The organism is Streptomyces sp. NPDC001851 (assembly GCF_040297165.1).
In the GTDB taxonomy this organism is placed as follows: domain Bacteria; phylum Actinomycetota; class Actinomycetes; order Streptomycetales; family Streptomycetaceae; genus Streptomyces.
Window position 1 is genome coordinate 247,136 of record NZ_JBEOYR010000005.1, and the last position, 13,505, is coordinate 260,640.

The window sequence follows — 13,505 nt, forward strand, 5'->3', positions numbered from 1 at the left end:
AGCAATAACTAAGCGACAACCACGTGCAGAGCACGAATCACCCGCTGGGGGAAGCGATGTCACAACAGCAGGCAGTACGCCGAGGGGGAGTGGCCTGGGCCCTCGTGATCACCGGCGTCGCCGGATTCATGTCGGCCCTCGACAACCTGGTCGTCACCACCGCCCTGCCCTCCATCCGCGAGGACCTCGGAGGAGGGCTGGACAGCCTGGAATGGATCGTGAGCGCGTACACGCTCACCTTCGCCGTCCTGCTCATGTTCGGCGCGGCCCTCGGCGACCGGTTCGGCCGCAGGCGGCTCTTCCTCACCGGTATGGCCGTCTTCACGGCCGCGTCCGCCGCGGCGGCCCTCGCACCCGGCATCGACTCCCTGATCGCGGCCCGCGCCGTCCAGGGTGTCGGCGCGGCCGTCATGATGCCGCTCACGCTGACCCTGCTCACCGCCGCGGTGCCGGCCCAGAAGCGCGGGATGGCCTTCGGCGTCTGGGGCGCCATCAACGGACTCGGGGTCGCCTCGGGTCCCCTCATCGGCGGCAGCCTCACCGAACACGCGTCCTGGCACTGGATCTTCTGGCTGAACGTCCCCCTGGGCCTCGCCGTCATGCCGCTCGCCCGCCTCCGCCTCGCCGAGTCCTACGGCAACGGCGCAGCGCTCGACATCTCCGGCACCCTCCTCGTCAGCGGCGGTCTCTTCGGGATCGTGTACGGGCTCGTGCGCGCCCCCTCCGACGGCTGGACCGACTCCCTCGTACTCACTGGCCTGACAGCGGGCACGGTGCTGGTCGCCGCCTTCGTCGTGCACGGCATCCGGGGCAAGAACCCGATGCTCCCCATGCGGCTCTTCCGCTCCCGCGCCTTCTCCGGGATCAATGCCGCAAGCCTGCTGATGTTCCTGGGCATGTTCGGCTCGATCTTCCTGATCAGCCAGTACATGCAGGGCGTACTCGGCTACTCGCCGACCCAGGCCGGTCTGCGGATGCTGCCCTGGACCGGTATGCCGATGCTCGTCGCCCCCGTCGCCGGCATCCTCTCCGACCGTCTCGGTGGCCGCCCGGTCGTGGCCGCAGGACTGTTTCTCCAGGCCGTGGGCCTCGGCTACATGGCAGTCGTGGCCACCCCGCACGCCTCGTACACCGCCCAGCTGCCCGCGCTGATCATCAGCGGCATCGGCATGGCCCTGTACTTCGCGCCCGCCGCGAACCTGGTCATGTCCAGCGTCCGCCCGCACGAACAGGGCATCGCCTCCGGAGCCAACAACGCGCTGCGCCAGGTGGGCGGAGCCCTCGGCGTCGCCATCATGTCGTCGGTCTTCTCCGCCCAGGGCGGCTACGAGACCGCGCAGAGGTTCGTCGACGGTCTGCACCCCGCTCTCGTGCTCGGCTCCGCAACCGTGGCACTCGCCGGTGCGGCGACCCTGCTGATCCCGGCCCGGCGCCACATCGCCCAGAGCGCGGTCGCCGCGGACCAGACGCCGGTCCTGGAGACCACCGCGTCCTGAGCACGGCGCCTCACCGACGCAACCCGCTGACGCGCCCCTTGCGCGGCCCCGCCCCTCACGGCGGGCCCTGCAGGGGGCCAACCGGCATACGGGAGAAGCACCCCGCGTCGCCGGTACGGGTATCGAGGAGATGGGGTGCGTGCTTCAGACCACGGCGTCGACGAGCATGACGGCGGCCACGGCCAGCAGCGCCAGGGCGAAGATCCGTTGCAGGGTGTGCCCTCTCACCTTCGAAGAGAGGCGCCTGCCGTCCCAGGCACCCAGGACCGCGGCGCCGGCGAAGGGGGCGACGACCGCCCAGTCGAGTGCGTTGATCGTGCCGCCGCGCAGCGCGAGTGCGGCAAGCGAGTTGACGGTGATGACGAGCAGGCTTGTGCCCACCGCGTCGCGCATGCGCAGGCCGAGTATTCCCACGAGTGCCGGGACCGCGAGGAAGCCGCCGCCGACGCCGAGGACACCGGTGACTGCGCCGAGCCCCGCGCCGGCCGCTGCCGCGCGCCCGGGCCTGGTCGCAGGGGTGGCCTCCTTTTCCTGCCCGGGTCGCAGCATGCGTATCGCCGCGCCCGCCGCGACCAGCGCGAAGGCCGCCTGGAGGGCGGGCGCGGGAATGTTCGAGGCGAGGGCGGAGCCCAGCATCGCCGGACCGATCCCGGCCGCGGCGAAGAGGAGTCCCGCACCCCAGCGGACATGTCTGTCGCGCGCGTGGCCGGTCAGCGCGACTGACGAGGTGAGGGCCACGATCACCAGTCCGGCGGTGGTGGCCGCCATCGGGGTGAAGCCGAGCAGGTAGATCAGGGCGGGGACGGCCAGGACGCTGCCGCCGCCGCCGAGCGCGCCGAGCGTCAGCCCGATCACCGCGCCGGCCGCGAGGGCGAGGATCAGCGCGGTCACGCGACCGTACCCGGCAGGCCCTGCGCGTTCACCACGGGCAGGTCCGCCAGGGCCCATGCGCGCATGCCGCCGATCACGTCCACCGCCGCCGCGCCGCTGTCCGTGAGCAGGCCGACCGCCTGCTGGGAGCGCTTGCCGGACCGGCAGATGACGACCAGGGGGCGCCGTTCGGCCTCGTCAGGCAGCGGCGCGCCTGCGGAGAGCCGGGAGAGGGGGAGGAGGAGGGCCCCGGGTATGTGGCCCGCGCGCCATTCGTCGGGTTCCCGGACGTCCAGCAGGACGCACATGCTGTCGCGGGCGGCGGTGCCGTCGCCCGTGTGACCGGTGCGCCGGGCTGCTTCGTCCACGGTGATCCGGCCTGTGCCGAAGGGGGGTGTGTTCATGGGCTGTCCTCGCCTGGTGGGCAGTGGTGGGTGGATCCGACCTGGTGGGGATCAGGCGGCGCAGAGCGGGAGTCCGGCCGGTTCGGCGGCGGTGAAGGAGTCATCCACGGCGACGACGTCCCTGCCCGCCGCGTCCAGCAGCGAGGCGGCGATGGCGGCCCGCATGCCGCCCGCGCAGTGCACCCACACGACACCCGGCGGCACGTCGTGGAGGCGCCGGTGCAGGGTGTGCAGCGGGATGTGGACGGAGCCCTGGATGAACCCGGCGGCCCGTTCGGAGGCGCGCCGGACGTCCAGCACGACCAGGTCCTGGCCGCGCCGGCACTCGGCCAGGTCGGCGAACGTGGCGCGGGGAAAGGCGGCCAGGTGCGTGCCCGGGAGGGTCCAGGCGGTCGGCTCGCCGGTGGCCGCGGCGGCCGGGCGGTCGATGCCGACGCGCACCAACTCGCGCTGCGCGTGAGCCAGTTGCTCAGCAGACGCGGCGAGCAGGGTCACCGGCTTGCCCCAGGGAATCAACCAGGCCAGATAGGTGGCGAGCTGCCCGTCGGCCTCGAAGTTGTAGGTGCCTGCGACGTGCCCTTCGGCGAACGCGATCCGGTTGCGCAGGTCGACCACCCACTCCCCGGCGGCCAGCCGTGCCGCGATCTCCGCGGCGTCGGCGACTGCGGGGGCGGTCAGGTCGACGGGGGCGGGCCCGGCGGTGTTGGCGGGGCCCATGTGGGCGTAGTAGGCGGGGAAGTCCTCCAGGCCGGCCAGGAGGCGGCTGACGAAGGTGTCGACGTCCTGGGTGAGGGCTTCATTGGACGCCCTCTCCTTGCCGATGGTGGTCTCGGTGCCCGCGCTCTGGCCGGCGGAGCAGAAGCTGCCGAATCCGTGTGTGGGCAACACGGTGGCGGCGTCGGGCAGTTCTGCGGCGAGGCGGTGCGCGGAGGCGTACTGGGCCCGGGCCAGTTCCTCGGTCAGGCGCGGCTCGACCAGGTCGGGGCGGCCCACCGTGCCGATCAGCAGCGATCCTCCGGTGAACACCGCGAGCACCGTGCCGTGCTGCTCCAGCGCGTAGGCGGTGTGGTGCGGCGTGTGCCCCGGCGTCGCCAGCGCCCGCAGGGCCAGGTCCGTGTCGATGAGCGTGCGGTCGCCGTCGTGCACGGGGATGCGCTGGTAGGACACCGCAGCCCCGGCCGGCACGAGGTAGGCCGCGCCGGTGAGGCGGGCGAGCTCCAGGCCGCCGGTGACGTAGTCGTTGTGGATGTGGGTCTCGACGACGTGCGAGATCCGGACACCCCGGCGTGCCGCCGCCGCCAGCATCCGGTCGATGTCACGCGGCGGGTCGATGACCACGGCCGTGTGCTCGCCGCCCGCGAGGTAGCTGCGGTTTCCGAGTCCGGCTATCTCGATCGTGTCGATGAAGAACATTTCATGCACTCCTTTCAGCGCCCCGCAGACGCGCGGGTCTGCGGGGCGTGAGCGTGGACAGCCATCTCGTGCACGGGGTGGCCACGGGGGCGTTCAGCGTGCCGACGTGAGTCCGCGTACGCTGCGGCGCGGACGGGTGAAGGGGGCGCCGGCGGGATCGAGGCGGTATCCGGCGCGGGCGTCGAAACGGGCGACGACGCTGAACCGGTCGCCGCGGATGAGGGTCGTGCGCCATTCGACCGCGCGGCCGTGCGTACGGCCGAGTCGTTCGATGGAGAACGCCGCCACCCCGTCGGGCAGGCCGAGCAGCCTCTTCTCGGCGGCGGTGGGGGTGACGGCCTTGATGTGTTCCTCGCCGCCGACCAGCCGGATGCCACAGCGTTCGGCGAGTTCGTCGTAGAGCGCGGTGTGGCTGAAGTCGGCGTCCAGCAGGGCGCGGGTGTCCGACGCCAGCAGCCACACCTTGTCGTGGGCCAGTGGCTCGCCGTCGGCCAGGCGGATGCGCTCCAGGTACAGCAGGGGCGTCGACTCCTCCATGCCCAGGCGCACCGCCACATGGGCGTCGGCGCGGACGTCCAGCGTGCGCACGATGCTGCGCTGTTCGAGTCCGGCCGCCTCGACGGAGGCGAACAGGCTGTAGAGGGCACCGACGGGCTGTTCTATGACCGCCTCGTCCGCAGGTCGCGGGCGGCGGCCCTTGGCCGCGGTGACCAGCCCTTGCTCCCGCAGCTCACGCAGCGCCGCACGAATGGTGTGCCGACTCACCTCGTACCGCTTGACCAGCTCCATCTCGCCGGGGAAGGAGTCGACGAACTCGCCCTGCTCCAGCCGGAGCCTGAGGTCGTCACGCACATGACGCCACAGCGGGGTCCCGCCCCGGCCTGCCTGGGAACGCGCGCCCCGGCCGCCCGCGGGAGTGGGTTCCTCACCCATGATCCATCCTTGTGTACGTACATTTGCAGCTCTAATGTACGTACATTAGCGTGGTCGGGCAAGGAAGGGGAAGCACCCACCCGCACGTGATCCTCGGGCCGCACCGTCATGGATCGCGCCGCCGCGCACGGCCCGCCTGCCCGTCGGCACGGCCCCCTCGAACCGGATGGAGAACGGGTATGACCACTGACGCGCACCACAAGGTCCTCATCGTCGGCGGAGGAAGCGCCGGTGTGAGCGTCGCGGCCCGGCTGAAGCGCCAGGGCATCCGCGGCATCGGGCTCGTCGAGCCCTCCACCACGCACTACTACCAACCGCTGTGGACCCTGGTCGGCGGCGGGCGTGCCAGCGCGGCGGACAGTGCCCGCACCCAGCAGTCCGTGATGCCGAAGGGCGTCGCCTGGATCCGCAGCCGCGTGGAGACGGTGGCTCCCGGGGAGCGGACGGTCGGCCTCGCCGACGGGCGGACCATCGGCTACGACAGGCTCGTCGTCTGCCCGGGCATCCAGCTCGACTGGGACGCGGTGCCCGGCATGGCGCAGGCGGTCGCCGCGCCGCACACCTCCAGCAACTACTCCTACGAACTGGCCCCCAAGACCTGGGACCTGATCCGCTCCATGCGCTCGGGCACGGCCGTGTTCACCATGCCATCGGGCCCGATCAAGTGCGGCGGGGCGCCCCAGAAGATCGCCTATCTCGCGGCGGACCACTGGCGCGAGCAGGGCGTACTGAAGGACATACGGGTGGTCCTCGTGCTGCCCACACCGGGCATGTTCGGGGTTCCCGTGTTCGCCGCCGAGCTCGAACGGATCGCGGCCCGCTACGGCATCGAGGTGCACACCAACAGCGAGCTGGTCGAAGTGGATCCGGACGGCCGCGACGCCCTGGTGGTCAACCACGAGTCCAAGACCAAGGACTCCATCCGGTTCGACACGATGCACCTGGTCCCGCCCCAGTCGGCGCCCGGCTGGCTCAAGACGAGCGAACTGGCCGACCCGGAGAACCCGGCCGGGTACGTGGAGATCGACAAGCACAGCATGCGCCATGCGCGCTACCCCGAGATCTTCGCCCTCGGCGACGCGGGATCATCGCCCAACTCCAAGACCGGGGCCGCGGTCCGCAAGCAGGCACCCGTCGTCGCCCGCAACGTCGCCGCCAGCCTGGCAGGCGCCGAGTCGCTGCCCGCGTCGTACGACGGATACTCCTCCTGCCCCATCACCACCTCACGGCACCGCATGCTGCTGGCCGAGTTCGACTACAGCCTGCAGCACCGCCCCACCTTCCCCCTCATCGACACCACCCGTGAACGCCGGGACATGTGGTACCTCAAGCGCTACGGACTGCCGTTCCTCTACTGGAACCTCATGCTCCGCGGACGCGCCTGACCCCCGCGCCCTCAGCCAACCAGGCCGCGCCTGGCCGCCCTTGAGCGATGGGCGCCTGTCTGGCAAGATCAACATCTATGTCCGACGGGGAGCCCAGCACGGTGAGCAGCACGCTGACGGGTCGCGGTCGCCACCTGGCGCGCACGGCGCTCCTCTCGGCGCTTTGCTGTGTCACAGCGGTCGGGTGCGGCGGGACCTCCCAAGGCTCGACCGCCCATGGCGCAGCCAGCCCTTCCAGCGACCGGGTATCAGTCGTGGACGCGACGCAGCTCCAGTCCACCTTGCCCACAGCTCTCAACATGCCCCGGGACTTGTCGGAAGAACGCACGGTCAGGGCCTGGGACTTGGCGGCGGAGCCCTCCCAGTGCCAGGACGAACGGTGGCCGGACGCCTGGTGCGCGAAAGCTGCCGCAGTCGGCCTGGCTGCCTTCACCAACACCACCGATCAAGACCTCGGGATCCACCTGGTCTCCTTCCCGGACGAACAGTCTGCGGCCCAGGCCTTCAAAAAGAGGGACAAGTCGGACGAGGTGGGCCGGTACCCAGGCCCGGACGGAGCGCCCGTCTACACCCTCGACCTCGTCGCGTCGGGGGGCGATCCGTACGCGTCCGGCAGAGGAACGACCTTCCAGCGGGGCACGGTCGTCGGCAGGATCGAGTACGCGTGGCAGCCGGGAGCGAAGGTGCCGGCCGACCGTTTGCTTGCGGTGACGCGCATGGTGGTCCAGCGGATCGACGAGAAGGAAAAGGGCTTGAACCCCACCGCTTCAGTGCACTGACCGCACGATCACCAGCAGGTGACCGTCTGTCAGACCGCGGCTCCGGCTGAACCGGTCCCGCGGCAGGTGGGCGTCCGTACACGGAGACCGTGACCGTGGCGGCGGCCACCCGAAGGAGACCCGCTCCCGCCGGCGCAAGTGCGCCGGCCTCCTCCACGGCCCGACGGCGGCCGCTCCCCCGAAGATCTGGGCCTCAGGAAGGCTGGGGGTATCCGCATCGCGGCTTTGCGTGTCCCGTTGAGTTTCTTGGCCAGGACACGGCGCGGACGTCCGCTTCCGTACACGTTCTGCCCTTCGGATGTCCCCGCAGAGACCGCGTGCCGCCCCCCGCTCGTACTGTCTGAGGAGAACCCTTGTTCCGACGTTCGGTCCGTTCGACCCGTCCGGTCACCGCGGCAGCCGCCGCGCTCGCCGCTGCCGGCGCGTTCACCGCCACGACCATCGAGCCCGCCTCGGCGCACCTGCCCGGACGCCCGGCTGCCCGGCACGTCCTGCTGCTGTCGGTCGACGGCCTGCACCAGTCCGACCTGGCCTGGTACATCGCCCGCCATCCGCATGCAGCGCTCGCCCGGCTCGTGGGTGGCGGTGCGGAGTACACGCACGCGAGAACCACCGTCCCCTCCGACTCGTTCCCCGGCATGGTCGGCCAGCTCACCGGCGGCAACCCGGGCACCACGGGCGTCTACTACGACGATGGCTACGACGCCGCCCTGCTCCCGGCCGGCACCACCACCTGCGCAGGTACCAAGCGGGGCGCCGAAGTCGACCTCACCGAGGACCTCGACAAGAACAAGGACTCCATCGACGCGGGCCAGGGTCTGCCCCGACTGCCCGGCAGCATCCTGAAGATGACCCCCGACGCCGCGAGCCTCATCGACCCGGCGAAGCTGCCGGTCGACCCGAAGTCCTGCGCGCCGGTCTTCCCGCACGCGTACCTGCGGGTGAACACGGTCTTCAACGTGGCTCGCGGGGCCGGGCTGCGGACCGCCTGGTCCGACAAGCACGTCGCGTACGACATCCTCAACGGCCCCTCGGGCAACGGCATCCAGGACCTGTTCGCCCCTGAGATCAACAGCACCGCCATCGGTTACCCCGCGGGCGAGGACTGGACCAAGGACAACGCCGCGACCGAGCAGTACGACGGCTACAAGGTGCAGGCCGTGCTCCATGAGATCGACGGCTACGACCACAGCGGCACCCACAGGGTCGGCACCCCGGCGGTGTTCGGCATGAACTTCCAGTCCGTGTCGACCGCCCAGAAGCTGCCCGCCTCGGACGGACTGGCCGGCGGCTACAAGGCCAAGGGCGTGCCCGGCCCGCTGCTGGAGAAGAACCTCGCCTTCGTCGACAAGGAGGTCGGCGCGTTCGTCACCGAGCTCCGCAAGCGGCACCTGGACGGCAGCACCACGGTCGTCCTGTCCGCCAAGCACGGCCAGTCGCCGACCGACCCCGAGGCGCTCACCCGCATCGACGACGGCCCCCTCCTGGACGGCCTCAACGCCGCGTGGAAGAAGGCCCACCCGGGCTCCGGCGACCTGGTCGCGCACGCCGTGGACGACGACGCCATGCTGATCTGGCTCACCGACCGATCGAGGGCCGCCACGGACTTCGCCAAGGCGTACCTGCTCGCCAGGTCGGGCAACGGCACTGGCATCGACGGCAACACCAAGCCCTTCACGGCGAGCGGTCTGAGGAGCTTGTACGCGGGCGCGGGCGCTGCCCGGTACTTCCATGTGAAGCCGGGTGACCCCCGCGTGCCCGACCTGTTCGGCATCACCCGCTACGGCGTCGTCTACACCGGCGGCAAGGGCAAGATCGCCGAGCACGGCGGCGCCCACGCCGATGACCTCGACGTCCCGATCGTCGTCTCCGGCGCCCTCACCCCGCACGGCGTCCGCGTCGCCGCCCCGGTCGAGACCACCCAGATCGCCCCCACCATCCTGCGGCTCCTCGGCCTCGACCCGCGGGCCCTGGACGCCGTACGCGCCGAGCACACCCCCGCACTGCCCGTGCGCTGACCTCACGATCCGCGGGCTGGGGAGCCATCTCCCCGGACTCCCCAGCCCCTGGCCGATCCGCGCGCGGACCATCCGCGGACCGGGCCCTGCCGCGCAGACATGTGTGCAGGTACGTCGTAACAAGTTCTCCTCGCCACCGGCGCCGTAGTACCCCGGTACCACCCGCCCGCCGCGGTTCAGCCCCCGGTACCACCGGATCCGGCGGTTCGCGGGCCTAGCGTCGGACAGGAGGCGTCGGGCGGTTCGGGCGCCTAAGTCCGAGGGAGAGAACGCGAATGATCGAGGCACAGCAGCTCACCAAGAGGTACGGGGAGAAGACAGCCGTCGACGGCCTGGACTTCACCGTGAAGCCGGGCGCGGTGACCGGCTTCCTGGGGCCCAACGGTGCGGGCAAGTCCACGACGATGCGCATGATCGTCGGCCTGGACGCACCGACCAGCGGATCGGTCACGGTGAACGGGCGGCGCTACGCCCGCCACCAGGCGCCGCTGCAGGAAGTGGGGGCGCTGCTGGAGGCGAAGTCGATCCACCCGGGCCGCTCGGCCTACAACCACCTCCGGGCCCTTGCACTCACCCACGGCATCCCGCGCCGCCGGGTTGACGAAGTCGTCGAGCTCGCGGGCCTCGGCAGCGTCGCGACACAGCGGGCCGGTGCCTTCTCCCTCGGCATGGGCCAGCGGCTCGGCATCGCGGCCGCCCTGCTCGGCGATCCGCAGACGGTGATGCTCGACGAGCCCGTCAACGGACTGGACCCCGAGGGCGTCCTCTGGATCCGCAACCTGCTCACCTGCCTCGCGGCCGAGGGACGCACCGTGTTCGTCTCCTCGCATCTGATGAGCGAGGTGTCACTGGTCGCGGACCATCTGATCATCGTGGGGCGGGGGCGTCTGCTGGCCGACACGACCGTGCGGGACCTGGTCCGCGAGGCGGGCGGCGACACCGTGACCGTGGCGACGGACGACCCCGCGCGGCTGCGGGACGTGCTGGCCGGACCCGGCGTTGAGGTCACCGGCCGTATCGGCTCCGAGGAACTGCAGGTGACCGGGGCGTCCGCGCGCGAGATCGGGCTGAAGGCGGCCGAACACGGGATCCCCCTGTTCGAGCTGACCACCAAGGCGGTCTCGCTGGAGGAGGCATTCATGGAACTGACCAGGGACGCCGTGGAGTACCACGGCTCCACGACCGGCACCGAGACCTCAGGGAGCGCGGCATGAGCACCCTCACGGCACAACCCGAGACCCCCGAGACCACACCGGCTGCCCCCGCCCGGCCCGCCTACCGGGTGACCGGACGGCGAGTGCTGTCCTCGGAGTGGGCCAAGCTCTGGTCCCTGCGCTCCACCTGGATCACCCTCGGCCTGGGCCTGCTGTTCCTCGTGGCCTTCGGCGTCATCGCAGCGAGCCACTACAGGTCGAATCTCGGCTCCGGCCGGCACATGGACCGCGACTTCGCCACCGCGACGGCCGCGAGCCTGTCCCTCTTCGGCACGAACTTCGCGCAGCTGGCCCTCGGCGTGCTGGGCGTGCTGGTCACAGCGGGCGAGTACTCCACCGGCATGATCCGCTCGACGCTGGCCGCGGTGCCGCGCCGACTGCCTGTGCTGTGGTCCAAGGCGGCGGTGTACGGGCTGGTCGCGCTGGTGATCGCGACCGCCGGCGCGTTCGTCGCCTTCCTCGTCGGCAGCCAGATCGTGTCCGGCACGCCCGCCGCCATGGGCCTCGGCCACACCGGCGTCGTCCGCAGCCTCCTGGGCGCCGGACTCTACCTCGGTCTGGTCGGCGTGATCGGCACCGCGCTGGGCGCGCTGCTGCGGTCCGTGGCCGGCGGTATCTCGGTCCTGGTCGCCGCCCTCATGCTCATACCCGGGCTCGTCTCCCTGCTGCCCAGCTCGTGGCAGGGTGACATCGACCCCTACCTCCCCAGCCACGCGGGCGAGTCGATCTTCGCCCTGACCCATGACTCGACCACTCTGTCGCCGGGTGCCGGACTGCTGGTCTTCCTCGGCTGGACGGCCCTGGCGCTGGCCGGAGCGGCGTACCGGCTGCTGCGCAGCGACGTCTGAGCGGCGGCCTCCCGCATCATGGGTGGGTGACCTTTGTGACCACCGAAGATCTCAGCGGGATGGGGCCGCTGGTCGCCCGGCTGAGCCGGGCCGGCCAGCGGCTCCGGCACGCCGACCGGGCCCGTCCGTGGGTGCTGGACACCGCGGTGGTGGTCCTGGTCTTCCTGCTGTTCTGCCTGCCGGACCTGCTGCACGCGGTCGGCGTGATCGGCGGCGACGGTGACGGCCCGCACCGCTTCCGCCTGGCCTTCACCCGGCTGCCCGTGGCGGGCATGCTGGCCCTCCAGGCCGGGCTGGTGCTGCCGCTGCTGTGGCGACGCCGGGCACCCGCCGCCGCCTTCGGCGCGGTCACGGCCATGTTCGTCCTGCAGTGGTCTCTGGGCGCCGCGCTGCGTGCGGACGTCGCCCTCTTCGTCGCCCTGTACAGCCTGACCCTGCACGGGCGGCTGCGGCAGCTGCCGTGGGCCTGTGCGGTCACGGCGGGCGCACTGGGTCTGGTCGCGGCCCGGGTGTCGGCGGCGGTGTCGGTCTGGGACGCACTGTTCTTCCTGCTCAGTACGGCGACCGCGGCTCTCGCGCTCGGCATGGTGATCCGCATCCGGCGGGCGCAGCTGGCCGCGCTGCGCGACCGTGCGGCACGGCTGGAGATCGAACGCGACCAGCGCGGCAGGCTCGCCGTCGCCGCCGAGCGGGCACGCGTGGCCCGGGAGATGCACGACATCGTCGGCCACAACCTCTCGGTCATCATCACCCTCGCCGACGCGGGAGCGTACGCCGCGGGCGCCGCTCCGGAACGGGGCAGGGAGGCCCTGCACCTCATCGCGGACACCAGCCGTCAGGCCCTGGGCGAACTGCGCCGGGTGCTCGGCGTACTGCGCGAGGCGGACGGTGAGCCGGCCGAGCCCGAGCTGAGCCCGCAGCCCGGCCTCACGGACATCGACGCGCTGTGCGAGGGAGTACGCGCCGCAGGCCTCCAGGTCGTCTACCGAACGGCCGGCAACATCGACGCCCTCGACAGCGGGGTGCAGCTCACGGTCTACCGCATCGTGCAGGAGGCCCTGACGAACACCCTCAAACACGCCGGTGCCGGCGCGCGTGCGGACCTGGCGGTCGTCGTGGAGGACAGCCGGCTGACCATCACCGTCCACGACTCCGGCCCACCCGCCCCGGCCGGCCGTACCCGCACGGCGAACGAGGAAGGACACGGCCTGGTGGGCATGCGAGAACGAGCGGCACTCTACGGAGGGCACGTCAGCGCGAGCCCCGCGGGCGCCGGCTGGACGGTACGCGCCGACCTCGATCTCACCCCCCGGGACGGTGCCCGGTGACCACCGTGCTCATCGTGGACGACCAGCCGCTCCAGCGGTACGGCTTTCGCATGCTCCTGGACTCCGTGCCGGAGACGGACGTGGTCGGCGAGGCCGCGCACGGAGCCGAAGCCGTACGCAAGGCCGCCGAACTGCGCCCCGACGTCGTCCTCATGGACGTACGCATGCCCGGTATGGACGGCATCGAGGCCACCCGCCGGATCGTCGCCGCCGGCGACCGCTCCCGCGTCCTCGTCCTGACCACCTTCGACGTCGACGAGTACGTGTACGCGGCCCTGCGCGCCGGAGCCAGCGGCTTCCTCCTCAAGGACGCCCGCCCCGACGAACTCCTGGCCGGCATCCGTGCGGTGGCCGTCGGAGACGCCGTGATCGCCCCCGCGCTCACCCGCCGTCTCCTGCACGAGTTCGCCCGCCTCGTGCCGCCCGGCGGCGACGGCTCCGCCGAGGACCCACGACTGGCCTCCCTCACCGAGCGTGAACGCGAGATCCTCGTCGCCATCGGCAAGGGCTGGACCAACGGCGAGATCGCCAGCCGGTTCGTCCTGTCGGAGTCCACGGTGAAGACCCATGTCGGCCGTGTGCTGTCCAAGATCGGCGCCCGAGACCGCATCCAGGCAGTGATCTTCGCCTACGACCACGGCCTGGCCCGCCCGCACGGGGGCTGAACCGGCAGGCGGGACCGCCGGCGGTGAGTGATCGGACAGACGGGCCTGGTTCCAGGCGGCCAGGCGTCGCCAGCAGGTCATACCCGAGCCGACGCCAGGCTCTACGGCGCGTTGTCCGCCCCGGCGGCGTTCTCACGTCCGCACTGTGCGGG

General features: G+C 71.6%; 12 protein-coding genes. 8 read left to right on the forward strand and 4 right to left on the reverse strand.

Annotated features, from left to right (window positions below):
* The first annotated feature begins 56 nt into the window (after positions 1 to 56).
* The gene (locus tag ABT171_RS09515) at positions 57 to 1,496 is read left to right on the forward strand and encodes a DHA2 family efflux MFS transporter permease subunit (protein ID WP_351241571.1); all 1,440 of its coding nucleotides are present in this window, start codon (positions 57 to 59) and stop codon (positions 1,494 to 1,496) included.
* 144 nt (positions 1,497 to 1,640) lie between these two features.
* Here the strand turns inward: ABT171_RS09515 and ABT171_RS09520 are convergent, their stop codons facing one another.
* From ABT171_RS09520 to ABT171_RS09535, 4 genes are all read right to left on the reverse strand, one after another.
* Positions 1,641 to 2,387: a sulfite exporter TauE/SafE family protein gene (locus ABT171_RS09520; protein WP_351241573.1), complete on the reverse strand. Its 747-nt coding sequence runs from the start codon at positions 2,385 to 2,387 to the stop codon at positions 1,641 to 1,643.
* The gene (locus ABT171_RS09525; protein ID WP_351241575.1) at positions 2,384 to 2,770 is read right to left on the reverse strand and encodes a rhodanese-like domain-containing protein; all 387 of its coding nucleotides are present in this window, start codon (positions 2,768 to 2,770) and stop codon (positions 2,384 to 2,386) included. The genes ABT171_RS09520 and ABT171_RS09525 overlap by 4 nt, the downstream gene beginning before the upstream one ends.
* 51 nt (positions 2,771 to 2,821) lie before the next feature.
* Complete coding sequence (locus ABT171_RS09530; protein ID WP_351241577.1) at positions 2,822 to 4,183, reverse strand: rhodanese-like domain-containing protein; 1,362 nt, start codon at positions 4,181 to 4,183, stop codon at positions 2,822 to 2,824.
* 93 nt (positions 4,184 to 4,276) lie between these two features.
* A complete protein-coding gene (locus ABT171_RS09535; RefSeq protein WP_351241579.1) occupies positions 4,277 to 5,116 on the reverse strand; it encodes a GntR family transcriptional regulator in 840 nt (279 codons plus the stop codon).
* Between the two features lie 179 nt (positions 5,117 to 5,295).
* Here ABT171_RS09535 and ABT171_RS09540 point away from each other — a divergent pair, with 179 nt between their 5' ends.
* The 7 genes from ABT171_RS09540 (at position 5,296) to ABT171_RS09570 (ending at position 13,353) form a co-directional block, all read left to right on the forward strand.
* On the forward strand, positions 5,296 to 6,501 hold the full coding sequence (locus ABT171_RS09540) for an NAD(P)/FAD-dependent oxidoreductase (RefSeq protein WP_351241581.1): 1,206 nt from the start codon (positions 5,296 to 5,298) through the stop codon (positions 6,499 to 6,501).
* A gap of 254 nt (positions 6,502 to 6,755) precedes the next feature.
* On the forward strand, positions 6,756 to 7,280 hold the full coding sequence (locus tag ABT171_RS09545) for a hypothetical protein (RefSeq protein WP_351241583.1): 525 nt from the start codon (positions 6,756 to 6,758) through the stop codon (positions 7,278 to 7,280).
* A gap of 353 nt (positions 7,281 to 7,633) precedes the next feature.
* Positions 7,634 to 9,298: an alkaline phosphatase family protein gene (locus ABT171_RS09550; protein ID WP_351241585.1), complete on the forward strand. Its 1,665-nt coding sequence runs from the start codon at positions 7,634 to 7,636 to the stop codon at positions 9,296 to 9,298.
* Between the two features lie 275 nt (positions 9,299 to 9,573).
* Positions 9,574 to 10,512: an ABC transporter ATP-binding protein gene (locus ABT171_RS09555; protein ID WP_351241587.1), complete on the forward strand. Its 939-nt coding sequence runs from the start codon at positions 9,574 to 9,576 to the stop codon at positions 10,510 to 10,512.
* Positions 10,509 to 11,360 carry an ABC-2 transporter permease gene (locus ABT171_RS09560; protein ID WP_351241589.1) on the forward strand — a complete coding sequence of 284 codons (852 nt, stop codon included), beginning with the start codon at positions 10,509 to 10,511 and terminating at the stop codon, positions 11,358 to 11,360. Before ABT171_RS09555 ends, ABT171_RS09560 begins: the two co-directional genes overlap by 4 nt.
* A gap of 35 nt (positions 11,361 to 11,395) precedes the next feature.
* The gene (locus tag ABT171_RS09565; RefSeq protein WP_351241762.1) at positions 11,396 to 12,688 is read left to right on the forward strand and encodes a sensor histidine kinase; all 1,293 of its coding nucleotides are present in this window, start codon (positions 11,396 to 11,398) and stop codon (positions 12,686 to 12,688) included.
* On the forward strand, positions 12,685 to 13,353 hold the full coding sequence (locus ABT171_RS09570) for a response regulator (protein WP_351241591.1): 669 nt from the start codon (positions 12,685 to 12,687) through the stop codon (positions 13,351 to 13,353). The genes ABT171_RS09565 and ABT171_RS09570 overlap by 4 nt, the downstream gene beginning before the upstream one ends.
* Positions 13,354 to 13,505 lie beyond the last annotated feature (152 nt).

What these genes read in the sequence shown, in the direction of transcription:
- ABT171_RS09535 (WP_351241579.1), bottom strand. Translation starts at nt 5,116, where the DNA reads ATGGGTGAGGAACCCACTCCCGCGGGCGGCCGGGGCGCGCGTTCCCAG.
- ABT171_RS09525 (WP_351241575.1), bottom strand. Translation starts at nt 2,770, where the DNA reads ATGAACACACCCCCCTTCGGCACAGGCCGGATCACCGTGGACGAAGCA.
- ABT171_RS09555 (WP_351241587.1), top strand. Translation starts at nt 9,574, where the DNA reads ATGATCGAGGCACAGCAGCTCACCAAGAGGTACGGGGAGAAGACAGCC.
- ABT171_RS09515 (WP_351241571.1), top strand. Translation starts at nt 57, where the DNA reads ATGTCACAACAGCAGGCAGTACGCCGAGGGGGAGTGGCCTGGGCCCTC.
- ABT171_RS09540 (WP_351241581.1), top strand. Translation starts at nt 5,296, where the DNA reads ATGACCACTGACGCGCACCACAAGGTCCTCATCGTCGGCGGAGGAAGC.
- ABT171_RS09530 (WP_351241577.1), bottom strand. Translation starts at nt 4,183, where the DNA reads ATGTTCTTCATCGACACGATCGAGATAGCCGGACTCGGAAACCGCAGC.
- ABT171_RS09560 (WP_351241589.1), top strand. Translation starts at nt 10,509, where the DNA reads ATGAGCACCCTCACGGCACAACCCGAGACCCCCGAGACCACACCGGCT.